The following is a 26,125-nucleotide window of genomic DNA, read 5'->3' as shown; positions in this document are numbered from 1 at the left end:
GCGCGCATTCGTGCCGCGCTGTCGGTGTCACTGTCACTGTCGGTGTCCCGGCGAGGAGTCGAACCTCGGACCTCGGCGTTCGTGTCATCTGGGGTCAAACCCCAGACCCCAGCCGGGGGCAAGCCCCCTGGACCCCCGAAAGCGGGGGTAACGCCGCGCTCTGTCCTGCTGAGCTACCGGGACGGGGCGGTCCGCGCACACACCCCTCCCCGGGCGGGCGCGCAGACCGCGCTCTTCGCCGCAGCCGACCCAAGGTAGCGGCGGGTGGGCGCGAAGAGCCTTCGGAAAAGAAACGGAGTTTCAGCGAACGGCGCAGGAGATCGTGCCGCGGCGGTTCCGGTATCGGGTCACGATCTCCTCCTCTCGGTGGTCTCGTCGGCTGTGCTGGGAAAAGAATGCCCCAGCCCGTGAGGCGGGGCAACGCAATTAAAAGCGCCCGCCTCGGAAGTCCTTTGTGGACCTCCGTGGCGGGCGCTTTCGCGGCTCGGCCTCAGGCAGCGACCTTCATGCCCGGCTGGATGTTCGCGCAGCCACGCAGCCCGGCCGTCTTGTTCAGCTCCAGGATCGGCGGCAGCGTCTTCTGCGCGTACGCCTGGAGTTCCGCGAGCTTCGCGTCGTCGACCAGGTCGCGGCGGACGTGGTAGCTGACCCAGTTGCGGGAGTCCACGGTCATGTCGCCGATCCGCGGGTTCAGGAAGATCGTCGCGTAGTCGCGCTCGAACCGCGGGTCCTGGTTGAACTGCAGCGTGGTGATCCACGAGCCGATGAACGTGATCAGCTCGGGCTTGGCCTGGGTGAAGACGTAGTCGCGCAGGCCCTGCATGTCGGCGCGGTGCAGGTAGTCGGCGATCGGCTTGTCACCGAGGCCGGCCAGGTCGAGCACCCGGATCCGGCTGCCCAGCGACGTCCCGCCGAGGTCGATGAGGCCGACCTGGGCGGTATCGGGCAGCTTCAGGAGGTCCGCGAAGCCGTTGATGGCCTGGGCGTCGCGCTCGGCGACGATACAAAACGCCGTCTTGACGTTGGCGCGGTAGCTCTTGCCCTGGTCGTAGAGCCCGCTGACCGAGCTGACCAGCGCCACCACGAGCAGGCAGGCGAGCACGATCCGGCCACGCAACCGGGCCGCGGCCAGCGCCTCGACGACCACGATCGCGCCGCCGAACGCGCCGAGCGTCCAGACCGGGGTGGCGAACCGCAGCTGCCCCATCCAGTCGAACTCGAGCACGATGTAGGCGACCACGGTGAGCCCGAACGGCGCCAGCAACGCGATCAGGCCGGTGCGCAGCCGCGACGGCCGGACCAGCAGCATCACCAGGCACGCGACGGCGACCGCGACGACCAGCCAGCCCACGTAGGACACGATCTCGCCGGGCCGGGCGAGGTCGTCGAGGGTCGGCGGCTCCTGCCCCTTCGCGACGGCGGTGTTGGGCACCAGCCGGCCGAACTCGAACCACCGGAAGATCACGTACGCGCCGTATGGCACGGCGAACCCGGCGACGGAGACGACGACGGCGCGGATGCTGCGGCCGAGCAGCTCCCGCTTGAGGAACAACGTGACGACGATCGGGTAGGCGCCGGCGTAGATGATCCCGTCGGGCCTGGTCAGCGCGGCCAGCATGGCGATCAGCCCGGCGCCGACGGCGACCTGGTTGTCGAGGAGCCTGCCGCTCTGGACCGCCCGCAGGATCAGCACCGCGAGCGCGGCGACCGTGAGCGCGTAGAAGGAGTTCTCGAGGCCGGAAAAGCACCAGATGACGAACGACGGGATCGCGGCGAGCGAGGCACCGGCGACGAAGGTGATCAGGGCCGGGCGACGGCTGAGGGTCTTCGCGCCGAAGTAGAAGAGGACGAGGATGCCGGCGCAGCAGGCCAGCGCGAGCGCCTTCGGGAAGAGGATCTGGTCGTTGACGCCGAAGAGCGTGCCGTGGTCGAACAGGCCGACGAGCTTCCCGAGGGCGAGCAGGATCATCCAGGTCGGGTTGGAGTACCCCTCGACCGGCGCGGCGCCGGGCTGGAGCACCGGCCCGAAGCCGTCGGCGACGTTGCGCGAGTAGGCGAACGTGATGGCCGCGTCGTCGATCAGCCAGCGGCCGTAGAGCGACGCGTGCGCGGCGATCAGCGCGGTGCCGCCGAGCACCGCGGCCACGGCGGCTAGCTTGCCCCGCCACCCGCGCCGGGCGGTCGTCGTCCCGGCCGGTCCCGGCCGATCCGGCTCCGCCTCGGACGGCGGTCTCGTCTCCGTCGTCTCCGCCACGCTCATCCGCAGGTTCCTCCCCCGCTTCGCAACACCCGGCACCCCGACCGGGTGGTCAGGCGAACAGGGCATCGAGTTTGGCCCTGACCCGGTCGAGGTCTTCGCTGTATTTAAGGACGGCCCCGAGCGTCCGCGCCGCCGTTGCCGCGTCCAGCTCGTCACGCCGCAGAGTCAAGAGAGCCCTCGCCCAATCGAGTGACTCCGCTACTCCCGGTGGTTTCAGCAGGTCCATTTCGCGGAGCCGATGCACCGCTTCAGCGATCTGCCGAGCCAGAACTTCACCTATTTGCGGAATCCTACGGCGCAGGATCGTGATCTCCCGCACCAGGTCCGGGTGTTCGAGCCAATGGTAGAGGCACCGCCGTTTGAGGGCGTCATGCACCTCCCGGGTCCGGTTCGAGGTCAGTACCACCAACGGGGGGTGCTCGGCGCGGACCTCGCCGTATTCGGGGATGGTCACGGCGTGTTCGTCGAGCAGTTGCAGGAGGAAGGCTTCGAACTCGTCGTCGGCGCGGTCGATCTCGTCGACCAGCAGCACGCACGGCGCGGTGATCAGGGCCTGCAGCAGCGGCCGGGCCAGCAGGAAGCGCTCGGTGTAGAGCGAGCGCTCGGCGGTCTCGACGTCGACGTGCCCGTCACCGGCGGCCTCCAGCGCGCGCAGGTGCAGGAGCTGCCGCGGGAAGTCCCACTCGTAGAGGGCCTGGGCGGCGTCGATGCCCTCGTGGCACTGGAGGCGGATGAGCGGCCAGCCCAGCGCGGTGGCCAGCGCGAGGGCGAGTGACGTCTTGCCGGTGCCCGGTTCGCCCTCGCAGAACAGCGGCCGGCCCATCCGCAGGGCGAGGAACCCGGCGGTCGCGAGCCCGTCGTCGGCGAGGTAGCCGGTCACGTCGAGCGCGGCGGCGAGTTCTTCGGGCGAGTCCATCACGGTGTCGATCGTAGGCGGCGCGGAAGCCGGGGTGCGGGTCACCGGCCGGGCAGGTCGGCCCGCCGATCGACGTCCCGGCCGCTGCCGAGGTCACCGCACTCGACGAGCCGGAGGTCGGTGCGGGTGGCGAGCCAGTCGCGGGCGCCCCGGTCGCCGTGGGCGGTGTCGGCGATTTCGGCCCACCAGCGCCGGCCGAGCAGGACGGGGTGGCCGGGGACGCCGTCGTAGGCCGCGCGAGCGACGGTCTCGGTGGACGCGCCGGCGGCAACGCGGGCGAGGATGCCGGGGCCGACCCAGGGCAAGTCGACGAGGTGAACGAGCGCGGCGACAGGGCCTTCGGTGGTCTCGAGCGCGGCCAGGCCGGCTTTCAGGGAAGCGCCCATGCCGGTCTCCCAGTCCTCGGCTCGGACAGCTTGGGCGGGGTCGGGCAGGAGCGCGGCCACCTCGCCGGCGGCAGCACCGACGACGACGCGGATCGGGGCGCAGCCCGCCTCGGCGAGGGTGCGCAGGGCGCGGAGAACGAGAGGTTCCCCGTCGAGTTCGGCGAGGGCCTTCGGGCCCCCGAACCGGCGGCCCGCTCCGGCGGCGAGCAGGAGCCCGGCGACCGCCGGGGCGCCGGGGGTTGGCGGGGCGGTCATGGGCACGGGCCGACGGGTGTGGGGCTGAGGTCACCGGCCGCGGGTGGTTCCGGCCGGTCAGCCATGGGCGCGGCTCGGAGCGCCGACCGCCAGGTCCGCTTCGATCGCGCGGGCCGTCTCCAGCAGCGGGGGGACCAGGTTCTTCTCCACCGACTCCGCTGTCGTGCGGCTTGCGTGCGTCGAGAGGTTGACCGCCGCCACCACGCGGCCCTTGCGGTTGTGGATCGGGGCCGCCACCGAGCGGAGGCCTTCCTCCAGCTCCTGGTCGACCATCGCCCAGCCCTGGGTGGTGACCTTGGCCAGCTCCGCGCGCAGACGGCCCGGTGCGGTGACCGTGCGTTCGGTCAGGCGGTCGAGGCTCGCCACCACGAAGTACGCCTCCAGCTCCGCGTCGCTGAGCCCCGCCAGCAGCACGTGCCCCATCGATGTCGCGTACGCCGGGAAGCGGGTGCCCACGTTGATGCTGACCGTCATGATGCGGGACACCGCCACCCGCGCCACGTAGACGATGTCGGTGCCCTCCAGCACCGAGACCGAGCTCGACTCGTGCACGTCCGCGGACAGGCGCTCCAGGTGCGGCTGCGCCACCTCCGGCAGCGTCATGCTCGACAGGTACGAATACCCCAGCTCCAGCACCCGGGCCGTGAGCGAGAAGTACTTGCCGTCGGTGCGGACGTAGCCGAGGTCGGTCAGGGTCAGCAGGAACCGCCGCGCCGCCGCGCGGGTGAGGCCCGTCGCGCGGGCGACGTCGCTCAGGGTCAGCTCCGCCGCGCCCGCGTGGAACGCCTTGATCACGGCCAGCCCGCGCTCCAGCGACTGCACGTGGTGGGCACCGCGGTGCGCCGGCTCGCTGTCCAGCTCGGCTTCGATGGGCCTCCCCGAGTCCATGCCCGGCACCTTATCCGGCGTCGGCGGGCAGGGCGCTCGGCTCGCCGAGCTCGGCGAGGGTGCGCTGCGCGATGGCGAACGCCGCGTTCGCCGCCGGTGCCCCGGCGTAGACCGCCGTGTGCAGGAGGACCTCGCCGATCTCCGCCGCCGTCAGGCCGTTGCGGACCGCGGCCCGCACGTGCATCGCCAGCTCGTTGTGCGCGTGCAGCGCGGTGAGCGCCGCCAGCGTCACGCAGCTGCGCGTCCGGCGGTCGAGGCCGTCACGGGCCCACACCGAACCCCAGGCGCCCTCGGTGATGTAGTCCTGGAACGGGCGGCTGAACTCCGTGGTGCCCGCCACCGCGCCGTCGACGTGCTCGTCGCCGAGCACCTCGCGCCGCACCTTCATGCCGTCCTCGTGCCGGTTCGTCAAGTTCGCTCCAAGTGTTCGAGGATCAGCCGGGTGAACTCCGCGGGCTGCTCGTAGCTGCCCAGGTGCGAGGCGTTCGCCACCACTTCCAGCCGCGCGCCGGGGATGGCCTCGGCGATCGGGCGGGAGTGCTCCTCCGGCGACGTGGCCAGGTCGTCGGCGCCGGCGATGACCAGCGTCGGCGCGGTGATCTTCGGCAACGCGTCCAGCTGGTCCATCCGCCCGATGAGCTCGCAGCACGCCGCGTACCCCTCGGCCGGGACCGCGGCGATCATCGCCCGCAGGAACTCCGCGACGTCCGGGTGGCTCTTCGCGTACGGCTCCGTCAGCCACCGGCCGACCCCGGCTTCCGCGACCGACGCCGTGCCTTCCGCGCGAACCTTGCGGGCGCGCTCCACCCACATCGACTGCGGGCCCAGCTTCGCCGACGTGCAGCACAGCACCAGGCTCGCGATCCGGTCCGGAACGTGCACGCCGAGCCACATGACGGTCATCCCGCCGAGCGACAGCCCGGCCAGGTGGGCGCGCTCGACCTCCAGGTCGTCGAGCAGGGCCACGACGTCGGCGCCGAGGTCCTCCAGCCGGTACGGCGGGGGCGGCACCGGTGATCCGCCGTGGCCACGGGTGTCATAGCGCACCACCCGGTAGCCGCGTTCGACCAGCGGCGCGACCTGCGGCTCCCACATGCGCAGGTCGCTGCCCAGCGAGCCGGCCAAGACCACGACCGGGCCGTCCTCCGGGCCCTCGACCACGCGGTGCACGCGCACGGCGCCCACGCGTCCACCTCCGTTCACAGCGCGAAGAACACCGTCTCGCCGTCGCCCTGGAGGCGCACGTCGAAGCGGTAGCCGTCGTCGGTCTTCGTGGCGATCAGCGTGCCGCGCCGCTCCCCGGGAACCGTCGCCAGCACCGGGTCCCCGGAGTTGTCCTGGTCGTCGAAGTAGATCCGCGTGACGACCCGGTTCAGCAGGCCGCGCGCGAACACCGACACGTCGATGTGCCGCGCCTGCGGGGCACCACCCTCGCCGGGCACCACACCCGGCAGCAGGGTGAGGATCCCGTAGGTCCCGTCGGGATTCGTCGGGCAGCGGCCGAAGCCGCGGAACTCGCCGGCCGCCTCGCCGCGCGGGTCGTCGGGGTGGCGGAACCCGCCCTGGGGGTCGGCCTGCCAGGTCTCGATCATGGCGTCCGGGACCGGGTCGCCGTTGCCGTCGCGGACCGTGCCGCGGATCCAGAACGCGCCGGGGGTGCCTTCGGGCACGACGTGCGGGCCGTCGGGCCAGGGCAGCCCGATCGACAGGTACGGGCCGACGGTCTGCGAAGGGGTGGGCAGCAGCCTGGGCATCAGTCTTCGTCCTCTTCCTCTTCGAACACCGACGCGTCGCGCCCGCGCAGCACGATGTCGAACTGGTACCCGAGCGCCCACTCGGCCTGGGTGGTCTCGTGGTCGTAGCGCGAGACCATCCGCTGCCGGGCCTGCTCGTCCGGGATGGAGTTGAAGATCGGGTCCTGGGAGAACAGCGGGTCGTCCGGGAAGTACATCTGGGTGACCAGCCGCTGGGTGAACGCCGAGCCGAACACCGAGAAGTGGATGTGCGCGGGGCGCCAGGCGTTGTCGTGGTTCTTCCACGGGTACGCCCCGGGCTTGATGGTGGTGAAGGTGTAGCGGCCGTCGCTGTCGGTCAGGGTGCGCCCGACGCCGTCGAAGTTCAGGTCGAGCGGCGACGGCCAGCGGTCGCCGGTGTGCCGGTAGCGGCCGCCCGCGTTGGCCTGCCAGATCTCGACGAGCGAGTCGCGCACCGGCCGGCCGTCGCCGTCGAGCAGCCGTCCGGTGACGATGATCCGCTGTCCCTGCGGTTCACCCGCGTGCTGCCGGGTGAGGTCGTTGTCGTGTTCGCCGAGCCGGCCGGGCCCGAGCAGCGGGCCGGTGACCTCGGTGAGCATCTGCGGGAGCAGCACCAGTTCCTGCTTCGGGTGCCGAAGCGCCGTGGAGCCGTAGCCGCTGAAGTCGAGGGGCGGGTGCGTGCCTTCGGGGTCTTCCCCGTAGCGCGGCAGCTTGAATTCGGTCGGAGTGGCCACGGTTCTCTCCCTTATCGGCCTTCGAGGACGACGGCCAGCCCCTGGCCGACGCCGATGCAGATGGCGGCGAGTCCCCAGCCCCCGCCGCGGCGGTGCAGGTCGTGCGCCAGAGTGCCGAGGATCCGGCCGCCGGACGCGCCGAGCGGGTGCCCGATGGCGATCGCGCCGCCGTGGGTGTTCACGATCTCCGGGTCGAGCTTCTTCCAGTCGCGCAGGCAGGCCAGCGACTGCGCGGCGAAGGCTTCGTTGAGCTCCACCGCGGCCAGGTCGTCCCAGCCGATGCCGGCCCGCTCCAGCGCGATCTCCGCGGCGCGCACCGGGCCGATGCCGAAGACGTCCGGGTCGACGCCGGCCGCGCCGCGGCCGGCGATCCGGGCGAGCGGGGCCTTGCCCAGCCGGCTCGCGGCGGCTTCGTCACCGAGCAGGAGCGCCGAGGCGCCGTCGTTCAGCGGGGACGCGTTGCCGGCGGTGACGGTGCCGTTTTCCTTGCGGAAGACGGGCTTCAGCTTGGCCAGCTTCCCGGGGCTGGAATCGGGCCGGATGCCTTCGTCGCGGGCCAGGTCCACGCCGTCGACCGGCACCACCAGGTCGTCGTAGAAGCCCTCGTCCCACGCCTTCGCCGCGTTCACGTGGCTGCGCGCCGCGAAGGCGTCCTGCTCGTCGCGGCCGATGCCGTAACGCTCCGCGAGCTGCTCGGTGGACTCGCCCAGCGAGATCGTCCACTGCGACGGCATCGCCGGGTTCACCATGCGCCAGCCGAGCGCGGTGTTGTACAGGGTCTGGTTGCCGGTGGGAAACGCCTTCTCCGGCTTCGGCATGACCAGCGGCGAGCGGGTCATCGACTCGACGCCCCCGGCGACGACCAGCGACGCGTCGCCGACCTGGATCGCCCGGCTGGCCTGCATCACCGCGTCGAGACCGGAGCCGCAGAGGCGGTTCACGGTGCTGCCGGGGACGCTCGTGGGCCAGCCGGCCAGCAGGGCGGCCATGCGGGCCACGTTGCGGTTGTCCTCGCCCGCGCCGTTCGCGTCCCCGAGGGTGACCTCGTCCACTGTGGACGGATCGAGGTCGTTGCGGGACTGCAGGGCCTTGAGGACCCCGGCCGCGAGGTCGTCCGGACGGACGCCGGCCAGCGCGCCACCGTAGCGGCCGAACGGGGTGCGGATCGCGTCGAGGACGTAGACGTCGGTCATGCGCTCGCCTTCTCGAGGTCTCGCAGGAGCGTCAGTTCCTGCTCCGTGGGGGCCGGGGTGGCCTTCAGGTCGTCCGACACCTTCAGTTTCCACCCCGTCGCCTTGATCGCCCGCTCCAGCTCGACGCCCGGGTGCAGCTCGGTGAGCGTCAGCTCGGCCGTCTCCGGGTCGGGGCGCAGCAGGCCCAGGTCGGTCACCACCAGCGTCGGGCCCCGGCCCGGGAGGCCGAGGCGCTCGCGGTCGCCCTTGCCGGTGCCGTGACCGAACGACGTCACGAAGTCCACCTTCTCGACGAACGCCCGGGAACTCTGGCGCAGCACGACGAACACCTCACCACAGGAAGCCGCGATCTCCGGGGCACCGCCCGCGCCGGGCAGCCGGACCTTCGGGTCACGGTAGTCCGAACCGATCACCGTGGTGTTGATGTTGCCGAACTTGTCCAGCTGGGCGGCGCCGAGGAAGCCGACGTCGATGCGGCCGGGCTGGAGCCAGTAGTTGAACACCTCCGGCACGCTGATCACGGTGTCCGCGGTGTCGGCCAGTTCGCCGTCCCCGATCGACAGCGGCAGCCGCGACGGTTTCGCGCCCAGGCAGCCGGATTCGTAGATCAGCGTGAGGTTCGGGGCGTGCGCGCGGCGCGCGAGGTTGGCCGCCTTGCTCGGCAGCCCGATGCCGACGAAGCAGGACATGCCGTCACCGAGCGCGCGGGCCGCCGCGACGCTCATCATCTCGTCCGCGGTGTACTCCGCGCTCATGCCTTCACCCCGGTCAGGTCGTTCAGCCACTTCGTGAACTCGTCGCGGTCGCGGCCCACCTCGTCCCACGCCTGGTAGGCCGCGTTGTCACGCTCGTAGTAACCGGCCGCGTACGACGGCTTCGCGCCGCCCGGGACCTCGGCCACCGCCGTGACCACCCAGGCCGGGAGCACGACCGCGCCCGGGCGGGGTTCCAGCTCGTCGACGACTTCTTCGACCGTCACCAAAGACCGCTTCGCGGCCAGCACCGCTTCCTTCTGGACGCCGGTGATGCCCCACATCTGGACGTTGCCGCCGCGGTCCGCGCGCTGCGCGTGGACGATCGTGACGTCCGGGTTCAGCGCCGGCACCGCGGTGAGCCGTTCGCCGGTGAACGGGCAGGTGATCGGTTTGATCGTGTCGGTCTGCGCCGGGAGATCGGTGCCCGTGTAGCCGCGCAGCACCGCGAAGGGCAGGCCGGACGCGCCGGCGACGTACCGGTTGGCCATGCCCGCGTGGCTGTGTTCCTCGATCTCCAGCGGCACCGGCCAGTCGTGCTGGACCGCGTCGCGGAACCGGTGCAACGACCCGACACCGGGGTTGCCGCCCCACGAGAAGATCAGCTTGCGGGCGCAGCCCGCGCCGATCAGCTGGTCGTAGACGATGTCCGGGGTCATCCGCACGAGCGTGAGATCCCGGCGGCGTTGCCGGATGATCTCCTGCCCGGCCGCGACCGGGATGAGGTGCGTGAAGCCCTCGAGCGCGACGGTGTCCCCATCGCGCACCAGCCGGGCCACGGCCTCCTCCAGCGACAGCAGCTCCGCCATCACGCCCTCCGATTGTTCGCATCACGCACACTCGTTCTGAAACCGAACATAGCATGGTCGCCGGGGCGCCGACCAGACGTCTTCCACCCAATGGATGACGAGCGCAGGAAGAAGGGGACTTTTCCCGCCGTTCGCACGGAAAAGTCCCCTTCGAGGAAGGCTCAGCAGGCTGTCTCGGCGGCTCTTCGGAGGTGATCGTTGCGGAGCCGGATGAGCCGGGGCAGGTACCAGCCGAGCACGGTCCGCTCGGCGATCGTCCCGAGCGGACCGAACGGAGCGGCGAAGTCGATGACGTCACGCATGACCGTGCCGCCGTTGCCGTCCGGCTCGAAGTGGTGGGCGTGGTGCCAGCGTGCGAACGGCCCCGTGACCTGCTCGTCGACGAAGTAACCAGGCGGCTCGCAGGCGCTGATGCGGGAGGTCATCCGCCAGCGCACCCCGAAGTGCGTGGCCTCCCAGGTGACGGTGTCGCCGAGCCGCATCCGCCCGGAGGTGACACCGCCGATGACGCGCTCACCGGATCCGGCCATCGAAGCGGTGTGCACTTCGACCTCCAGGGAGAGGTCGAAGACTCGCCGCGGAAGCGCCGCCATGCCGGTGATGACCTCGAAGCGCGTCATGCGGCGACCTTACGGCGCGACCGGACCGAGACAGGACGATCAGCCGCTGCCGGACACGAACAGGCTCTGGACGGCGACCGCGGCGGCACCCCGCGCCCACTCCTCGAACGGCAGCGGCCGGATGACCAGGCCGCACCGGGCGGCGCTCCCGAACGCCTGGGCCGCGAAGGTCCGGCGGATCCGCTCCTCGAACAGGTCGTAGGTGGCGACACCTTCGCCGGAGACCACCACGCGCTCCGGGCCGAACAGGTTGACCAGCGCGGCCAGCCCCAGGCCGATCGCGTGGCCCGCGGCGGCGAAGACCTCCCGCAGCGGCTCGTCACCACCACGAGCGCGGGTGACGGCATCGTCCATGGACAGTGAGGCTTCGCCGGTGACGAGCCGGGCACGCGTCAGGATCGCTTCGGTGGACGCGATCGCCTCGACGCAGCCTCGCCCGCCGCAGTGGCACGACGGCCCGCCGTCAAGAACCGGGACGTGCCCGATCTCGCCCGCGACGCCGTGGGCGCCGCGGACCAGCGCGCCGTTCACCACGAGCGCGCTGCCGATGCCCGTCCCCACCGTGACCAGCGCGAACGACGACGCGCCGACGCCTTCGCCGAACCACTGCTCGGCGACGGCGAGGGCCTTGACGTCGTTCTCCAACGTCGTCGTCAGGCCGGTGGCGTCGTCGAGCAGTTCGGCCAGCGGAACGTCTCGCCAGCCGAGGAACGGCGAGTACCGGACCACCCCCGAAGCGCGGTCGACGTCGCCGGACACCGCGACGCCGAGGCAGTGAGCACGCTCGCGGAGGTTGCCGGCGTCCAGGAGCTCACCGACCAGATCGGCCAGCGCCCGCACGACGTGATCGACGTCATGGCCGGTCAGCGCGTGGCGGGCACTGGCGCGGACGTCGGCGCGCAGGTCGGTGACCACGCCGATCAGGTCGTCGCCGGTGATCTTGACGCCGGCGAAGTACTCGCGGTCCGGGCGGATGGCCAGGGGATTCGCGGGACGGCCGGCGCCGGGGGCGGTCCGGCCGCCGGAAGCGAGTTCTTCGAGGTAGCCGGCTTCGATGAACGGCCGGGCGGCCTTGGTGACCGCGGCCGAGGAAAGCCCGGTGCGGCGGGCGACGTCGACGCGGGAGACCGGGCCTTCGGTCAGGACCGTGGTGAACACGGTCGCTGCCGCCGGGCTGGTGATCGGTGCCCTTGCCGGTGCACTGCGACGCATGGCCCGAAGGGTAGGGGTCATTAATTAACTTCGTCAAGAATTTATTTTTCGCGCGCCGGTCTCTACGCTCACGGGCATGTCGCTCGTGGATCACGACCCCGAACACCGGCTCTGGCTGCTGCGCACCCCCGAGAGCTCGTACGCCTTCCGGCTGGACGCCGACGACCGCCCGCGGCACGTGCACTGGGGCCCGCCGCTGACCCTGGCCCAGGCCACGCAGGTCGCCGCGCGCCGCAACCCGGCCGACAGCAGCTTCGACGAACCCGGCGACGAGCGGCAGGAACTGCCGGCCGAGGGCGGCGCGTTCTTCGGCGCCGCGGCATTGGCCGTGCGGTACGAGGACGGGACGTCGGCGCTGGAGTGGCATTACGAGGACTTCACGGTCGAAGACGACGCGCTCGTCGTCCGGCTCACGGACCGGCACTACCCCCTCGAACTCTCGCTGCACTACCGCGTCCGCGGCGACGTCGTCGAACGCCGGACGACCCTGCGCAACACCGGCGAAGTCCCGGTTTCCCTGCTCCGCACGGATTCGGCGGCGTGGACGCTCCCCCGGCGCGACAGCGCGCGGCTGAGCCGGACGTCCGGCGCGTGGAGTGCCGAGTACGGCGTGCTGCGCGAACCGCTCCCGGTCGGCGAGACCACGCTCACCAGCCGCCGCGGCACCTCCAGTCACCAAGTCAACCCCTGGGTGATGCTCGACGCGGGCGACGCGACGGAAACCGCGGGCGAGGTGTGGTCCACCGCGCTGGCCTGGAGCGGCAGCTGGCGGATCACCGTCGAGCACACCCACACCGGCCGCGTCACGTGGACCGGCGGGTTCGGGCACGAGCACGTCGGCTGGCGGCTGCGGCCCGGTGAGACGTGGGAGACGCCGGTGTTCGCCGGGCTCTACGCGGCCGACGGCTTCGGCGGCACCAGCCGGCGCTGGCACGCCTACGTCCGGGAGTTCGTCCAGCCGCATCCCGGCGAGCTGCGGCCGATCGTCTACAACTCCTGGGAAGCGACCGGCTGGGACGTCGACGAGCGGACCGAGACCGAACTCGCGGCGGCGGCCGCGGAACTGGGCGCCGAGCTGTTCGTCATGGACGACGGCTGGTTCGGCGCCCGCACCGGCGACGCCGCCGGGCTCGGCGACTGGACCCCCAACGAACAGCGCTTCCCGGCCGGGCTGCGGCCGCTGGCCGACGCCGTCCACGCGCACGGCATGCGGTTCGGGCTGTGGGTCGAACCCGAAATGGTCAACCCCGACAGCGACCTCTACCGCGCGCACCCCGACTGGGTGCTGCACATGGCGAACCGCGAGCGGACGACGCTGCGGAACCAGCTCGTGCTGAACTTCGCGCGGCCCGACGTCGCGGACTGGGCGCACAAGTGGCTCGACCGGCTGATCGGCGACCACGGCGTCGACTACCTCAAGTGGGACATGAACCGCGCGTTCACCGAGGCGGGCTGGCCCGCGGCGGGTTCCGAGGCGTCGCGGTTGTGGGTCGACCACGTGCACGCGGTGTACCGGATCCTCGACCGGCTGCGGGCGGACCATCCGAACCTGCGGATCCAGGGCTGTGCGGGCGGCGGCGGGCGCACCGACCTCGGCATCCTCGCGCGCACCGACGAGATCTGGGCGTCCGACAACACCGACGCCGCCGACCGGATCTCCATCCAGCACGGCTACGGCCAGTTCTACCCGGCGGGCACGATGTCGGCCTGGGTGACCGACAGCCCGAACCCCGCCACGCGCCGGGAGACGCCGCTGGGCTTCCGCTTCCACGTGGCGATGGCCGGGGTGCTCGGCCTGGGCGGCGACCTGCCGCGCTGGAGCGCCGGGGAACTCGCCGAGGCGGCGGCGCTGGTGGCGCTGTACAAGGAGATCCGGCCCGTGGTGCAGCACGGCGCGTTGTACCGGCTGGCGGATCCGGCGGTTTCGGCGCTGACCGCGGTGCAGTACGTGCTGGACGGCGAAGCCGTCGTCTTCTTCTGGCGGCGGCCCACGGAGTTCGCGCGCCCGTTCACGCCGCCGCGCCTGCAGGGCCTCGAGCCGGCGGGCCGGTACCGCGACCAGGACGGCGTCGTGCACGACGGCGCGGTGCTGATGAGCCACGGCCTCACCGTGGACTTCCCGGGCAGCGGGTACGCGAGCGCGGTGGTGCGGCTGACGCGAGTGGGCTGAATTGTCGGTGCCGTGACCTAGGCTGTCGGAGTGGCCAAGATCGTGGTGACCCGCTGGATTCCCGACGACGCGGTGAAGCTGCTCGCGGAGGTGGGCGATGTCGAAGTGTCGCCCGCCGACCGCCCGTTGACGCGCGCGGAACTGCACGAGTTCGTGGCCGGTGCGGACGCCGTGGTCGGCATGCTGCACGACCGGCTCGACGGCGCGCTGGCCGACGCCGCCGGCCCGGGGCTCAAGGTCGTCGCGAACGTCGCGGTCGGGTACGACAACGTCGACGTCCCGGCCCTCGCCGGACGCGGGATCGTCGTCACGAACACGCCGGGCGTCCTCACCGACGCCACCGCCGACCTGGCCTTCGGCCTGCTGCTCGCCGTCACGCGGCGCCTCGGCGAAGGGGAACGGCTGCTGCGCTCGCGCACGCCGTGGTCGTTCCACCTGGGCTTCCTGCTCGGTGCCGGGCTGCAGGGCAAGACGCTCGGCATCGTCGGGTTCGGGCAGATCGGGCGGGCGATGGCGAAACGGGCCGAAGCGTTCGGCATGTCGATCGTCTACACAGGACGGTCGAAACAGGACACCGGCGCGGAGTTCGTGTCGTTCGAGGAGCTGCTGGCCCGGGCGGACGTCGTTTCGCTGCACTGCCCGCTGACGCCCGAGACGCGGCACCTCGTCGACGCCGCCGCGTTGCGGGCCATGAAACCCGGCGCCTACCTGGTGAACACGACACGCGGCCCGGTCGTCGACGAAGCCGCGCTGGCCGACGCGCTCGAAGCCGGGGAGATCGCCGGTGCCGCACTCGACGTGTTCGAAAAGGAACCCGAGGTCGAACCGCGCCTGCTCGCCCGCGACGACGTCGTGCTCAGCCCGCACCTCGGGTCCGCGACGGTCGAGACCCGCACCGCGATGGCCGTGCTGGCCGCCCGCAACGTCGTGGCGGTGCTCGCCGGGCGTCCCCCGCTGACGGAGGTGAAGCCGTGACCCGTGTCGTCATCGCGCCCGACAAGTTCAAGGGCAGTCTCACCGCGGTCGAGGCCGCGGAGGCGATCGCGCTCGGCGTGCGGGATGCCTTGCCGGACGCGGAAATCGTCACCTGCCCGGTCGCCGACGGCGGCGAAGGCACGTTGGACGTGCTGGAAGCCGCGGGCGCCCGGATCGTCCGGCTGACGGTCCGCGGCCCGCTCGAGGAAGCGGTCACCGCGCGGTACGCCGTGCTGGACGGCACCGCGTACATCGAATCAGCGCGCGCGTGCGGCATCGAATTCGTCGAGCCGAGCCCCGCGACGGCACTGGCCGCGCACACCTGGGGTGTCGGCGAACTGCTCTCGGACGCGCTGATCCACGGCGCGAACCGTCTTGTCCTGACGGTCGGCGGCACCGCCAGCACCGATGGCGGCGCCGGGATGCTGGGCGCGCTCGGCGGGGGTGTCCTGGACGCGTTCGGCGCGCCGGTAGGGCTCGGCGGCGGCACGCTCACGCGGGTCGCTTCGGCCGAGCTGACGCCGGTGCGGGACCGGCTGGACGGCGTGCCCGTCGCCGTCGCGACCGACGTCACGAACCCGCTGCTGGGCCCTTCGGGGGCGGCGGCGGTGTTCGGGCCGCAGAAGGGCGCGGGGCCTTCCGAGGTGGCGTTGCTCGACGAAGCACTGGGCCGGTGGGCGCACGCGTTGCAGGTGGGCGGAGCACCGGACGTCAGCCGGGTGCCGGGCGCCGGAGCCGGCGGCGGGGTCGCGGCCGCCGCGATCGCCCTCGGCGCGACGGTCGAATCCGGGTTCGACCTCATCGCCGGGCTGACCGGGGTCGACGCGGCCTTGGCGGGCGCCGACCTCGTCATCACCGGCGAGGGATCGCTGGACGAGCAGAGCCTGAACGGCAAGGCCCCGGCCGGGATCGCGGACCGGGCGCGGCTCCGCGGGATCCCGCTGCTGGCTTTGGCGGGCCGGATCCAGCTCGGCGAAGCCGGGTTGGCCCGGCTCGGCGTGGTGGGGAGCAGCGCGTTGATCGACCACGCGCCCTCACTCGACCACGCGCGGGCCCACGCGGCGGAACTGCTGCGGGCGCGGGCCGCGGAACTCGTCCGGGAATGGCGGTCCCGCCAGCGGCCTCGAAGGTCGTGAACGACTCGTTCCTGTCGTCGGACGAGGTGAACGAGTCTTTCACGACGCGCGGCCGCCCGGTCCCGCGAGCGAACGGACCTTCCACCCCCCGAGGAGCGAAAGGCCCGTCCGCCGCGGTCAGCTCGTGTGCTGCGGCAGCACGGCGAAGGCGACTCCGCCGGCTTCGTCCTCTTGGACGTCGAGCACCTTGTCGTCGAGCAGCGCCGCCGCCTGGGGTTCGAGGAACACCTTCGGCCCTTCCTCGGCACCCAGCACGCTGTCACCCTCCGCCGGTTCGGGGGCGACCGACAGCGCCAGCTGGGCGCTTTCGCCGTCGGCGTTCTGGACGGCCAGGCGGAGCCCGGCGTCCCCTTCCCCCTGGCTGGTCAGTGCGGTGATCGCCTCGGCGGCGGCTTCGGTCACGGTCAGCATCTACGGCCTTCCCTTCGTCGCGGTCCGATGCACGCCCCACGCTAGGGGCGCCCGAACGGACGCGCAGTGTGAGCGGATCAGCCGCGCCGGGCCGCGCGAATGGCGTCGGCCACCGATCCGCCGGCGTAGTCCGCCCGCTCGCCCGGATCCGGGTCCGCGTGCCGGTGCGGCACGTCGTCGTCCGGGACTACCTGCTCGAAATCCGGCGGCGCGTCCTCGATCGTCTCGTCGAGCTCGGCCGCCGGCGTCGCCGCGAGCGGGCGTTCCGGCACCGGCTCCGGCTCGGTGTCGGGCTCCTCTTCGGCCAGGCGCTGCCGGAGCGGCTCGCCTTCGCGGACCTCGCTGGGTGTGGTGCCGAACCGGTTCGCGGCACTCCAGTGCTCGGGCGGCTCGATGCCCTCTTCCAGCGGATCCACGCGCAGGTCGTCCTCGTCCAGCGCCTCGCTGGGGCTCAGGCTTTGCGATTCGGCCGAGTCTCGGTCACTCACGGGCTGTCTCCTGGCGCGTCGGAAGTGTCATCCCCGGTGAGCTACCCGCGGGGTCGGGGCACCGAAACCCCACGGTGTCGCGGGAATCACATTTCTTCAACCGATTTAACACATTCACAAGTTTGTGAACGCAAGGTAGGTTGGGATCATGGCCACCACCAGGTGCGCACCGGACCACCCGCTGCTCGCCACCGACCCGGACCGGCACCACGAGCTCGGCACGCACGCCGCGTGGTACGTCGTCGCCGGCGTGGTGACGACCGGCGTCCAGGCCGTCCTGTTCCTCCTCCTGCGCGACGACCTCGGCTCCCAGGTGGCGAACCTGGTCGCGATCGCGGTCACCACGGCCGGCAACACCGAGTTCCACCGCCGCGTCACCTTCGCCGGACGGCCCAGCAACGCCGGGAAGCGCCACCTCCAGGACGTGCTCACCTTTGCCTTCTACGCCGGGTACGGCTCGGCCGTGCTGGCCCTCCTCGACGCCGTCGTCGACCGGCCGACGTCGTGGGAGGAGACCGGCACGCTGCTGCTGGCCAGCCTGGTCGGCGGGTTCGTGCGGTTCGCCGTGCTGCGGTGGTGGGTGTTCGCGCACCGCGCCGAACCGGCCACGGCCGCCCACACCGGCTAGCGTCTGCGGGCGTGGCCTCGCACGACTCCGAACCGGACGACTCCCCACCGCACGACATCAAGCCCCACGCGGGCGGCAGCGAACCGGACTACCGCTTCACGCTGGCGAACGAACGCACCTTCCTCGCCTGGCTGCGGACCGCGCTGGGTCTGCTCGCGGGCGGCGTGGCGGTGCACCAGCTGGTGCCGTCGCCGGCCGTGGCGAGCGCCGTGCTCGCCGCGTTGTGCGTCGTGCTGGCCGCGGTCCTGGCCGCGACCGCGTACCCCCGGTGGCGGCGGGTGCAGATCGCGATGCGGGCCGGCGAGCCCCTGCCGCGCAGCCTGATGATCCTGGTGCTGACCGGCGGGCTGCTGGTCCTGATCGTCGCCGCGGCCGTGCTGCTGGTGGTCTCGTGAGCGAGCCGGGCGGGCGATCCTCGCCCGGATGGCTACGGACCGCACACACCGTGGCACCGGCCGGGCACGCCTCCCCGGGCCGCCCACAGCCCGGCCCAGGCCATCGCGCCCGGCCCGCTCGTCGTCGACGAATACCGCGCGTTCGCGATTATCGCGACGTCAGAAGTACCGTCATCGACTCTCGGATCCGGCTGTGACCGCGCCCGCGGGGGCCCAGGCCGAGCGCACCGGGCTCGCCTGGCGGCGGACCGCCCTCGCCTCCGCCGCCTGCACCGTACTTCTTCTGCACTCCGCCGCCCAGCGCCATTGGGGTGCTGCTTTCGTCCCCGTCCTGCTGTCCGCGAGCACATCGGCCCTGCTCGCGGCGGTTGCGGTGCGCCGCGAACGAGCCTTGCGGACCGGCCGCCCGGTGGCCATGAGCCCGACACTGCCCGCAATCACGTCGCTGGCAGTGACCGTGACCGCCGCTTCCGTGGCCATCTTCCACTGACGAGTGAAGTCGGCACATCCTGAAAGCGATTAATCGCAATGTGCACGGCAGGGTCGCGGTAGCATCACGGTCGCTCCTGCTAACGGGGTATTGGTCGTTGAAATCTGGACTGACCCACCCAGAGGTGCTTACGATTACCCAGCGTCGCACGGACCGCAGATCAGCCCGGGACTCCCGGAGTATCTGCGATGGAACAGTTACGGAGTGTTGAACCCCCGGCAGCGACGGTCGAGGGTCGGCCGGGGAGACGACTCATGACAGCACCGCCGAGGACCACCGAAGAATCCACTTCCGTCGATCGCGATTATCGCACTCCGGAGTCATTGCCCCGGCCCAGCGGGCGGCTCACCAAGGAGGACCTGGACCCCCTCGTCAAGGATGCGGGCGAGGGCAACCCGGCCGCCATCCACTCCCTGCTCCAGATGATCGAGCCGGTGGTGGTCCGCTACTGCCGGGCCCGGATGGGCGGCCGTGACCTGTCGTACCTGTCGGCCGACGACGTCGCCCAGGAAGTCTGCCTCGCCGTGCTCAAGGCCCTCCCCGACTACCAGGACCGCGGCGGCTCCTTCCTCTACCTCGTCCACGCGATCGCCGCGAACAAGGTCGCCGACGCCTACCGCGCCGTCGCCCGCGACCGCTCCGAGCCCGTCCCCGAGCTCCCGGAGCGCCCGCTGGTCGCCGGCAACGAGCCGGAGACCCACGCGCTGCACCTCGACCTCGGCGCCCGCCTCGGCAAGCTGCTCGCGTCGCTGCCGCGCGTGCAGCAGGAGATCCTCACCCTGCGCATCGCGGTCGGCTTTTCGGCCACCGAGACCGCCGAGGCGCTCGGGATCTCCCCGGGCAACGTGCGCGTGACGCAGCACCGGGCGCTGACCCGGCTGCGCGGCATGATCCACGACGACGAGTTCTGAGAGGCCACCCCAGCGGCGGGCGGGGACCCCTCTTTTACCCCCTGGGAGAGGGGTTCCCGCCCGCATCCAAGCCGTAGGTCCGGGCGGCGTTGTGCTCGAAGACGGCCAGCCGTTCGGCGTCCGACAGCGAGCCGGTCAGCGCCACCGCCGCGTCGAGCACCACCTCGTAGGACGCGGCCAGCTCGCACACCGGCCAGTCCGAGCCGAACAGCAGGCGATCCGGGCCGAACACCTCCAGCACGTGGTCGGTGTACCGGCGCAGGTGCCCGACCTCCCACGCCGTCCAGTCCGCCTCCGTGACCAGCCCGGACAGCTTGCACACGACGTTCTCGCGCGCGGCCAGCGCGGCCACCCCGGACGCCCACGGCTCCCAGCCGCCCGCCGCGATCGGGGGCTTCGCCGCGTGGTCCAGGACCAGCCGCAGCTCCGGCAGCCGCAGCGCCACTTCGGTCGCCGCGGGCAGCTGTGCCGGGCGAACCAGCAGGTCGTACGCCAGCCCCGCCGACGCCACCGTGCTCAGCCCGGCCATGATCTCCGGACGCAGCAGCCAGTCGTCGTCCGGCTCGTTCTCCACCTGGTGCCGGATCCCGGCCAGCGGGCCCCGCGAAGCCAGCTCGGCCAGGCGGCCGGCGACGTCGGGGGCCGCCAGGTCCACCCAGCCGACCACGCCCGCGATCACCGGCTCCGCCACCGCCGTCGCGAGGAACTCCGCCGTCTCCTCCTCCGACGACACCGTCTGCACCAGGACGGTCGCGTGCACGCCGGCCGCCGTCGTCACCGCGCGCAGGTCGTCCACCGTGTACGGGCGGCGCACCGGGTCGAGGGCCTTCCCCGCCATCCACGGGTACTCCCGCCGCGACGGGTCCCACAGGTGGTGGTGCGCGTCGATCACGACGTTCCTCCGGCGATGACGACGTCGGCACGCAGCAACCCCGCGTCGATCAGTTCCTTCCAGAGCTGGAGCGGCACCACGGCCCGCGCCCGCCGCGCGTTGACGCTCACCTGGTCCGGATCGTGCGCGCCGACGACCACCGACGCCACCGCGGGGTGCGCGATCGGCAGGGCCAGCGCCGCTTCCGGCAGCTCGACGCCGTGCCGCGCGCAGATCGCCGCGATCCGCCCGGCCCGCTCGACCAGCTCCGACGGCGCTTCGGCGTAGTCGTAGACGCGGCCCGGCTCGGCCGTGGCGAGGATGCCGCCGTTGAACGCGCCGCCGGCCACCACCGTCACGCCGCGCTCGGCACACAGGGGGAACAGCTCGTCCAGCGCCGGCTGGTCGAGCAGCGTGTACCGGCCGGCCACCAGCAGGACGTCCAGGTCGGTACGACGGACGAACTCGGCGAGCATCGGCGTCTGGTTCATCCCGGCCCCGAAGGCGCCGATCACGCCCTCCTCCCGCAGCCGGTGCAGAGCCGGGAAGGCGCCGCTCAGCGCCTCTTCGAAGTGTTCGTCGGGATCGTGGACGTACACGACGTCGACGCGGTCGAGTCCCAGCCTCGTCAGGCTGTCGTCCAGGGACCGCAGGACGCCGTCGCGGGTGAAGTCCCAGCGGCGCTTGTACGCGGCGGGGACCGCGAACCCCTGGTCGTCCCGCTCGCCGGCGCCGCCCGGGTTCGGCTCCAGCACGCGCCCGACCTTCGTCGAGAGCACGAACTCGTCCCGCGGGTACGAGCGCAGCGCAGCGCCGAGCCGGGTCTCCGACAGGCCGAGGCCGTAGTGCGGCGCGGTGTCGAAGTAGCGGACGCCCTCGTCCCACGCGCGCCGCACGGTCGCCGCGGCGGTCTCGTCGCTGATCGCGTGGTAGAGGTTGCCCAGCTGCGCACAGCCGAGCCCCAGGGGGGACAGGGAGAGTTCCAACGCCGTCACTCCTTCACCGGAAGTTCCCAGACCAGTCCGATGCCGGTGTCGTCGCCGGAGTAGTCGTCCTCGACAGCCAGCAGCTCAGCCATTCTGGCCTGCCACGGCACGTTGGCGGAATGGTCCCGCAGTGCCGCGCGCATCGCCGCGTAGTCGTCGACTTCGAGGACGTGGAAGAGGTCGAGACCGTTACGCCAGATCCGCCAGGTGTGGACGCCGGCTTCGCGCAGCGCGGCGTCCAGCTCGGGCGGGATGACCGCGTGGACGGCCTCGTACTCGGCCTCCTTGCCGGGCTTCAGTTTGGTGTGCAGAGCCACCACTCTTTTGGAGACACTGTGTGGTGTGCGCGGGTGGGTCATGGCCCCTCCTTTGCCGGGACATGGCACGCTGGGGACTAACACCGAAACATCCGAGGTCTGCTGCAGGGAGGGCGCACTCGATGCCCGTCACCGATGTCGCGATCGACAAGATCAAGGACATGATCATCTCCGGCGAGCTGGCACCGGGCGACCGGCTGCCGAAGGAGGCCGAGCTGGCCCAGCGGCTCGGGCTCTCGCGCAGTTCCCTGCGGGAGGCCGTGAAGGCGTTGTGCCTGATCCGCGTGCTGGACGTCCGCCAGGGCGACGGCACGTACGTCACCAGCCTCGAGCCGAACCTGCTGCTCGACGCGATGACGTTCGTGGTCGACTTCCACCGCGACGACACCGTGCTGGACTTCCTGGCCGTGCGGCGGATCCTCGAGCCCGCGGCGACCGCGCTGGCCGCGTTGCACATGAGCGACGACGACATCGCCGAGCTGGGCACGCTGCTCGGTGAGCTGGAGGATTCGCCGACCGTCGAGGCGCTGGTGGCCAACGACCTGCAGTTCCACCGCAAGATCGCCGACGGCTCCGGCAACCCCGTGCTCTGCTCGCTGCTGGACAGCCTGTCCGGGCCGACCGCCCGCGCCCGGATCTGGCGCGGCCTCACACAGGAGGGCGCGGTCGCGAAGACCCGCGAACAGCACACGGCGATCTACGAGGCCATCGCCGCGCGCGAGCCGGAGCTGGCGCGCTCGTGGGCGACCGTGCACGTCGCGGGCGTGGAGCAGTGGCTGCGCAACGCCCTCGGCACCGCGGACGACCCCACGGCCCCCGACGAACCCGCTGCCGAAGCCTCCTGACACCACACCTCCCTCGCGTAGTCCGTGAATGGCACATTGAGGGACTCTAAGTCCCTCAATGTGCCATTCACGGACCTTCGAACGTCGGATGATCACGGGGTGGGCGGGGATCAGGTTTGGGGTTTGCCGCCCGCGTAGCGGGCGATGATCAGCGCGACCAGGATGATGGCGCCGTAGATCGCCCCCTGCCACTCCGCCGTGACGTGCGCGTAGTTGAGCAGGCTCGACACCGACGACAGCAGCAGGACGCCGGTGAGGGCGCCGACCAGCGTGCCCTTGCCGCCGTCGAGCGAGACGCCACCGATCACCGCTGCCGCGAACACCTGAAGGATCATGCCGGATCCCTGGTTCGCGCCCAAGGCCCCGACGTAACCGGTGTACGCGAGCCCGCCGATAGCGGCGAGGATCCCCGCGACGACGAACACCGCCCACGCGATCCGGTCGACACGCACACCCGCCGCCCGGGCGGCTTCGCGGTTGCCGCCGATCGCGTACAGCGCGCGGCCGACGCGGTGGTAGCGCAGCACCCAGCCGGCGACCGCGAACAGCGCCGCGGCCAGCCACACCGACATCGGCAGCCCGAGGAACGTCGTCGTCGCCAGGTCGGTGAAGGAGTCCGGCAGGTTGAACAGCGTCTTGCCCTTGGTCGAACCCACCTGGACACCGCGGAGCACGGTGAGCATGGCGAGGGTGACGATGAAGGCGTTCAGCTTCAGCTTCACGATCAGGAAGCCGTTGACGAACCCGACGAGCGCGCCGCACAGCGGGATGACCAGCAGGCCGATCGCCGCCGGCAGTTCGACGCCGAAGCCCGCCGACGCCACCGGGATGACGACCATCGCGCCGAGTGCCGGCGCCAGGCCCATCGTCGATTCCAGCGACAGGTCGAACTTCCCGGTGATCAGCACCAGCGATTCGCCCAGCACGACCAGCGAGAGCGCGGCCGACGCGGTCAGGATGCTGACGATGTTGCTCCAGCCGACGAAGGTGTCGTCGACCAGACCGCCGATGAGGAACACCACGACCAGCGCGGGCAGCAGCGCCAGTTCACGCAGCCAGACGGCTTTGCGGCGCCGGGGTGGGGCGGGCAGCTCCGTCTGCGGAGAGGTCATCACGTCGGTCACGAAAGCTCGACTCCTTCGATGTCGGCCACGAGGTCGCCGTCGGACCACCCGGCCTGGTGCTCGGCGACCACGGCCCCGGCGCGCAGCACCAGGACCCGGTCGCTCAGGCGCAGGTCGTCCAGCTCGTCGCTGACGATCAGCACCGCCTTGCCTTCCGCGCGCACCCGGTCCACGACCGCGAGCAGCGCCTCCTTCGACTTCACGTCCACGCCGGCGGTCGGGTTGATCAGCACGACCACCCGCGGGTCGCCGATCAGCGCCCGGGCCAGCACGACCTTCTGCTGGTTGCCGCCGGACAGGTCCGACACCGGCTGCTCGGCGCCGGCGGCCACGATGTCGTAGTCCTTCAGCGCCTGCGACGCACGCGCGTGCCGCTTCCCCGGCGAAGCGATCCCGCCGCGGCCCAGCTTGTCCAAAATGGACATCGTGGTGTTGTCCGCGATCGAGTGCGCCAGTATCAGGCCTTCGTGGTGCCGGTCGCGCGGCACGCAGCCGATCCCGGCCCGCAACGCCGCCGGGATGTCGCCCGGCGGCAGCGGCGAGCCGTCGACGCGGATCGTGCCCGCGGACGGCGTCCGCAGGCCGTAGACCGTCTCGGCGACCTGGTGCTTCCCGCTGGCGTTGCTGCCCGCGAGCCCGACGACCTCCCCGCGGCGCAGGCGGAAGGAGACGTCACGGAAGCTGTCGCCGGACAGCCCGTCGACCGCGAGGATCTCCGCGGCATCGTCGTCGAGGGCCTCGCGGGAAGCGGCGTCACGGACCGACAGACCACCCGGCTCGCCGGTCATCGCGTCGACCAGCTGGGCTCGGCCGACCTCGGACACCGGCGCGGTGAGGATGTGCTTCGCGTCGCGAAGGACCGTGACGGCCTGGCACACCTCGTACACCTCGTGCAGGTGGTGCGAGATGAACAGGAACGTCACCCCGCCCGCCTGCATCTGGCGCATCCGCTCGAAGAGCCGCTCGATGGCCTGGCTGTCCAGCTGCGCGGTCGGCTCGTCGAGGACGATGAACCGGGCGCCGTAGGACAGCGCGCGGGCGATCTCGACGAACTGCCGGTCCTCGACCGAGAGGTCCCCGGCCGCGGTGTCGACGTCGACGTGGACGTCCCACGAGTCGAGCAGCTCGCGGGCCTTGCGCCGCAGCGTCTTCCAGCCGATCGCGAACCCGCCGCCCGCCTGCCGGTTGAGGAACAGGTTCTCGGCGACGGTGAGCTGCGGGACGACCATCGCGTGCTGGTACACGCAGGCGACGCGCGCCTTCCAGTCGTCCTGCTTGGACAAGGGCGGGGCCGGCTCGCCGCCGAACTCGACGTGCCCGGTGTCCGTGGTGGACAGGCCGGTGAGGATGGAGACGAGCGTCGACTTGCCGGCCCCGTTGCGCCCGACGAGCGCGTGTGACTCGCCGGGGTGCACGGTGAGGCTGACGTCGTGCAGCGCCACGGTCGGGCCGTAGCGCTTTCCGACACCTACGGCGCTGACCACCGGGACGGCGGATTCGCCGGCGGGCAGCGCGGTCACAGGTTGTTCCCCCACAGGGCCTTGTCGTCCACGTTGGCCTTGGTGATGACGGGCGCGGGCAGCTGGTCCTCGAGGATGCCGGGGCTGATCTCGACGATGGTGCTGTCGTGGTCGGTCGGGCCCGGCTTGAACGTCTCGCCCGCCATGGCCTTCTTCAGCCAGTACAGGCCGTACTTCGCGTACGCGTCGGCCGGCTGGGACACCGTGGCGTCCAGTTCGCCGGCGCGGATCGCGGCCAGCTCCTGCGGGATGCCGTCGTTGGACACGAGCACGATGTGCTTCGGGTCCCCGACCGGGAAGAACAGGTTCTTGCGCTTGAGCGCCTGCTCGGTCGGGGCCAGGTAGACGCCGCCGGCCTGCATGTAGACGCCCTTGATGTCCGGGTTCGCGGTCAGCATGCTGTCCAGGCCGGAGGACGCCTTGTCGGCCTTCCACTCGGCCGGGATCTCCAGCACCTGGATGCCGGGGTACTTGGACTTCATGCAGTCGCGGAAGGCTTCCGAGCGATCGCGGCCGTTGACCGACGCGAGGTCACCCATGATCTGCACGACCTTGCCGGACTTGACCTTCTCGCCGATCGCTTCGCACGCCTTGGTGCCGTAGGCCTTGTTGTCGGCCCGCACGACCATGGCGACCTTGCCGCTCTCGGGGGCGACGTCGACCGCGACCACCGGCACGCCCTTGTTCTCCGCCTGCTTGAGCCCGGCGACGATGGCGGCCGAGTCCAGCGGCGTCACGACCAGGCCCTTGACGCCCTGGTTGAGGAACGTCCCGATGTCGGTGATCAGCTTCGCGGGGTCGCTGTCGGCGTTGACCGTCGGGAGGACGTCGACGCCCTCTTCCGTGGCCATCTTCGGCACGTAGTTGTTGTAGGCCTGCCAGAACGGCGAGGTCAGCAGCGGCAGCGTCGCGCCGACCTTGCCGCCCGCGTTGCCACCGCCCGCGGCGGGCGCCGACGCGTTGTCCTTTGTGGACCCACAGGCGGCCAGTACCAGGCCGCAGACGGTGGCCGTGACGGCCACCTGGATCACCCTGTTTTCGAATAACGCAGCGCGCACAGCATCCTCCTTGATGACGGC

The 26,125-nt window shown here is 71.7% G+C and carries 29 protein-coding genes and 1 tRNA gene; 8 read left to right on the top strand and 22 right to left on the bottom strand.

Translation table 11 applies throughout. The annotated features are described in order from the left end of the window. Positions 1–43: 43 nt before the first annotated feature. The 14 genes from A3CE_RS56820 to A3CE_RS0132920 all read right to left on the bottom strand — a co-directional run bounded on the left by A3CE_RS56820 (position 44) and on the right by A3CE_RS0132920 (position 11,779). Positions 44–183 (bottom strand) — tRNA-OTHER (locus A3CE_RS56820). A 307-nt stretch (positions 184–490) separates the two neighbouring features. After that, the gene (locus A3CE_RS0132980) at positions 491–2,260 is read right to left on the bottom strand and encodes a hypothetical protein (RefSeq protein WP_020644373.1); all 1,770 of its coding nucleotides are present in this window, start codon (positions 2,258–2,260) and stop codon (positions 491–493) included. 49 nt (positions 2,261–2,309) lie between these two features. Next, the gene (locus A3CE_RS0132975) at positions 2,310–3,176 is read right to left on the bottom strand and encodes an AAA family ATPase (protein ID WP_043792788.1); all 867 of its coding nucleotides are present in this window, start codon (positions 3,174–3,176) and stop codon (positions 2,310–2,312) included. A 41-nt stretch (positions 3,177–3,217) separates the two neighbouring features. Beyond that, positions 3,218–3,817 (bottom strand): nucleotidyltransferase family protein, encoded by a 600-nt coding sequence (locus A3CE_RS0132970; RefSeq protein WP_020644371.1) that lies wholly within the window; start codon positions 3,815–3,817, stop codon positions 3,218–3,220. 57 nt (positions 3,818–3,874) lie between these two features. After that, positions 3,875–4,705 carry an IclR family transcriptional regulator domain-containing protein gene (locus A3CE_RS0132965; protein ID WP_020644370.1) on the bottom strand — a complete coding sequence of 277 codons (831 nt, stop codon included), beginning with the start codon at positions 4,703–4,705 and terminating at the stop codon, positions 3,875–3,877. A 10-nt stretch (positions 4,706–4,715) separates the two neighbouring features. Then, a complete protein-coding gene (gene pcaC / locus A3CE_RS0132960; RefSeq protein WP_020644369.1) occupies positions 4,716–5,117 on the bottom strand; it encodes a 4-carboxymuconolactone decarboxylase in 402 nt (133 codons plus the stop codon). Next, a complete protein-coding gene (gene pcaD, locus A3CE_RS0132955) occupies positions 5,114–5,890 on the bottom strand; it encodes a 3-oxoadipate enol-lactonase (RefSeq protein WP_020644368.1) in 777 nt (258 codons plus the stop codon). The genes pcaC and pcaD overlap by 4 nt, the downstream gene beginning before the upstream one ends. Positions 5,891–5,904: 14 nt before the next feature. Continuing rightward, positions 5,905–6,459 (bottom strand): protocatechuate 3,4-dioxygenase subunit alpha, encoded by a 555-nt coding sequence (gene pcaG / locus A3CE_RS0132950; RefSeq protein WP_020644367.1) that lies wholly within the window; start codon positions 6,457–6,459, stop codon positions 5,905–5,907. Further along, the gene (gene pcaH / locus A3CE_RS0132945) at positions 6,459–7,193 is read right to left on the bottom strand and encodes a protocatechuate 3,4-dioxygenase subunit beta (RefSeq protein ID WP_020644366.1); all 735 of its coding nucleotides are present in this window, start codon (positions 7,191–7,193) and stop codon (positions 6,459–6,461) included. Before pcaH ends, pcaG begins: the two co-directional genes overlap by 1 nt. Positions 7,194–7,204: 11 nt before the next feature. After that, positions 7,205–8,386: a thiolase family protein gene (locus A3CE_RS0132940; protein ID WP_020644365.1), complete on the bottom strand. Its 1,182-nt coding sequence runs from the start codon at positions 8,384–8,386 to the stop codon at positions 7,205–7,207. Beyond that, positions 8,383–9,141: a CoA-transferase subunit beta gene (locus tag A3CE_RS0132935; RefSeq protein ID WP_020644364.1), complete on the bottom strand. Its 759-nt coding sequence runs from the start codon at positions 9,139–9,141 to the stop codon at positions 8,383–8,385. Before A3CE_RS0132935 ends, A3CE_RS0132940 begins: the two co-directional genes overlap by 4 nt. Further along, positions 9,138–9,947, bottom strand: coding sequence for a CoA transferase subunit A (locus tag A3CE_RS0132930; protein WP_020644363.1), 810 nt, complete (start codon positions 9,945–9,947; stop codon positions 9,138–9,140). The genes A3CE_RS0132935 and A3CE_RS0132930 overlap by 4 nt, the downstream gene beginning before the upstream one ends. 161 nt (positions 9,948–10,108) lie before the next feature. Further along, a complete protein-coding gene (locus A3CE_RS0132925) occupies positions 10,109–10,567 on the bottom strand; it encodes an SRPBCC family protein (protein ID WP_020644362.1) in 459 nt (152 codons plus the stop codon). 39 nt (positions 10,568–10,606) lie between these two features. Continuing rightward, positions 10,607–11,779: an ROK family protein gene (locus A3CE_RS0132920; protein ID WP_245589626.1), complete on the bottom strand. Its 1,173-nt coding sequence runs from the start codon at positions 11,777–11,779 to the stop codon at positions 10,607–10,609. Positions 11,780–11,855: 76 nt separating this feature from the next. Here A3CE_RS0132920 and A3CE_RS0132915 point away from each other — a divergent pair, with 76 nt between their 5' ends. From A3CE_RS0132915 to A3CE_RS0132905, 3 genes are read left to right on the top strand one after another with little or no spacing between them, the layout of a single operon-like run. Then, positions 11,856–13,949, top strand: coding sequence for an alpha-galactosidase (locus A3CE_RS0132915; protein WP_020644360.1), 2,094 nt, complete (start codon positions 11,856–11,858; stop codon positions 13,947–13,949). 30 nt (positions 13,950–13,979) lie between these two features. Continuing rightward, entirely contained in the window at positions 13,980–14,924 is a 945-nt protein-coding gene (locus A3CE_RS0132910; protein WP_020644359.1) for a 2-hydroxyacid dehydrogenase, read from the top strand. Next, on the top strand, positions 14,921–16,060 hold the full coding sequence (locus A3CE_RS0132905) for a glycerate kinase (RefSeq protein WP_020644358.1): 1,140 nt from the start codon (positions 14,921–14,923) through the stop codon (positions 16,058–16,060). Before A3CE_RS0132910 ends, A3CE_RS0132905 begins: the two co-directional genes overlap by 4 nt. A gap of 117 nt (positions 16,061–16,177) precedes the next feature. Here the strand turns inward: A3CE_RS0132905 and A3CE_RS0132900 are convergent, their stop codons facing one another. Both A3CE_RS0132900 and A3CE_RS0132895 read right to left on the bottom strand, forming a co-directional pair. Further along, entirely contained in the window at positions 16,178–16,471 is a 294-nt protein-coding gene (locus tag A3CE_RS0132900; RefSeq protein WP_020644357.1) for an iron-sulfur cluster biosynthesis family protein, read from the bottom strand. Positions 16,472–16,548: 77 nt separating this feature from the next. Then, entirely contained in the window at positions 16,549–16,959 is a 411-nt protein-coding gene (locus tag A3CE_RS0132895; protein ID WP_020644356.1) for a hypothetical protein, read from the bottom strand. Between the two features lie 148 nt (positions 16,960–17,107). Here A3CE_RS0132895 and A3CE_RS0132890 point away from each other — a divergent pair, with 148 nt between their 5' ends. The 4 genes from A3CE_RS0132890 (at position 17,108) to shbA (ending at position 19,383) form a co-directional block, all read left to right on the top strand. Beyond that, positions 17,108–17,587 carry a GtrA family protein gene (locus A3CE_RS0132890; protein WP_020644355.1) on the top strand — a complete coding sequence of 160 codons (480 nt, stop codon included), beginning with the start codon at positions 17,108–17,110 and terminating at the stop codon, positions 17,585–17,587. 11 nt (positions 17,588–17,598) lie between these two features. Next, the gene (locus A3CE_RS0132885) at positions 17,599–17,982 is read left to right on the top strand and encodes a YidH family protein (protein ID WP_020644354.1); all 384 of its coding nucleotides are present in this window, start codon (positions 17,599–17,601) and stop codon (positions 17,980–17,982) included. A 193-nt stretch (positions 17,983–18,175) separates the two neighbouring features. Next, positions 18,176–18,472, top strand: coding sequence for a DUF202 domain-containing protein (locus tag A3CE_RS0132880; RefSeq protein ID WP_020644353.1), 297 nt, complete (start codon positions 18,176–18,178; stop codon positions 18,470–18,472). Between the two features lie 254 nt (positions 18,473–18,726). Continuing rightward, positions 18,727–19,383 carry an RNA polymerase sigma factor ShbA gene (shbA, locus tag A3CE_RS0132875; RefSeq protein ID WP_026469103.1) on the top strand — a complete coding sequence of 219 codons (657 nt, stop codon included), beginning with the start codon at positions 18,727–18,729 and terminating at the stop codon, positions 19,381–19,383. A gap of 34 nt (positions 19,384–19,417) precedes the next feature. On the opposite strand, the gene A3CE_RS0132870 is transcribed toward shbA, so the two are convergent. From A3CE_RS0132870 to A3CE_RS0132860, 3 genes are read right to left on the bottom strand one after another with little or no spacing between them, the layout of a single operon-like run. Beyond that, a complete protein-coding gene (locus A3CE_RS0132870) occupies positions 19,418–20,275 on the bottom strand; it encodes an amidohydrolase family protein (RefSeq protein WP_020644351.1) in 858 nt (285 codons plus the stop codon). After that, complete coding sequence (locus A3CE_RS0132865) at positions 20,272–21,240, bottom strand: aldo/keto reductase (RefSeq protein ID WP_020644350.1); 969 nt, start codon at positions 21,238–21,240, stop codon at positions 20,272–20,274. The genes A3CE_RS0132870 and A3CE_RS0132865 overlap by 4 nt, the downstream gene beginning before the upstream one ends. 5 nt (positions 21,241–21,245) lie before the next feature. After that, positions 21,246–21,599 carry an L-rhamnose mutarotase gene (locus A3CE_RS0132860; protein ID WP_051183804.1) on the bottom strand — a complete coding sequence of 118 codons (354 nt, stop codon included), beginning with the start codon at positions 21,597–21,599 and terminating at the stop codon, positions 21,246–21,248. A gap of 80 nt (positions 21,600–21,679) precedes the next feature. Between A3CE_RS0132860 and A3CE_RS0132855 the strand changes: the two genes are divergently transcribed. Continuing rightward, entirely contained in the window at positions 21,680–22,402 is a 723-nt protein-coding gene (locus A3CE_RS0132855; RefSeq protein ID WP_020644348.1) for a FadR/GntR family transcriptional regulator, read from the top strand. A gap of 110 nt (positions 22,403–22,512) precedes the next feature. On the opposite strand, the gene A3CE_RS0132850 is transcribed toward A3CE_RS0132855, so the two are convergent. From A3CE_RS0132850 to A3CE_RS0132840, 3 genes are read right to left on the bottom strand one after another with little or no spacing between them, the layout of a single operon-like run. After that, positions 22,513–23,526: an ABC transporter permease gene (locus A3CE_RS0132850; protein ID WP_020644347.1), complete on the bottom strand. Its 1,014-nt coding sequence runs from the start codon at positions 23,524–23,526 to the stop codon at positions 22,513–22,515. Then, positions 23,523–25,046, bottom strand: coding sequence for a sugar ABC transporter ATP-binding protein (locus A3CE_RS0132845; protein ID WP_020644346.1), 1,524 nt, complete (start codon positions 25,044–25,046; stop codon positions 23,523–23,525). The genes A3CE_RS0132850 and A3CE_RS0132845 overlap by 4 nt, the downstream gene beginning before the upstream one ends. Further along, positions 25,043–26,077 carry a sugar ABC transporter substrate-binding protein gene (locus A3CE_RS0132840; RefSeq protein ID WP_020644345.1) on the bottom strand — a complete coding sequence of 345 codons (1,035 nt, stop codon included), beginning with the start codon at positions 26,075–26,077 and terminating at the stop codon, positions 25,043–25,045. Before A3CE_RS0132840 ends, A3CE_RS0132845 begins: the two co-directional genes overlap by 4 nt. Between the last annotated feature and the right edge of the window lie 48 nt (positions 26,078–26,125).

Source organism: Amycolatopsis balhimycina FH 1894 (assembly GCF_000384295.1).
In the GTDB taxonomy this organism is placed as follows: Bacteria; Actinomycetota; Actinomycetes; order Mycobacteriales; family Pseudonocardiaceae; genus Amycolatopsis; species Amycolatopsis balhimycina.
This window is presented reverse-complemented; position numbering and strand designations above follow the sequence as displayed.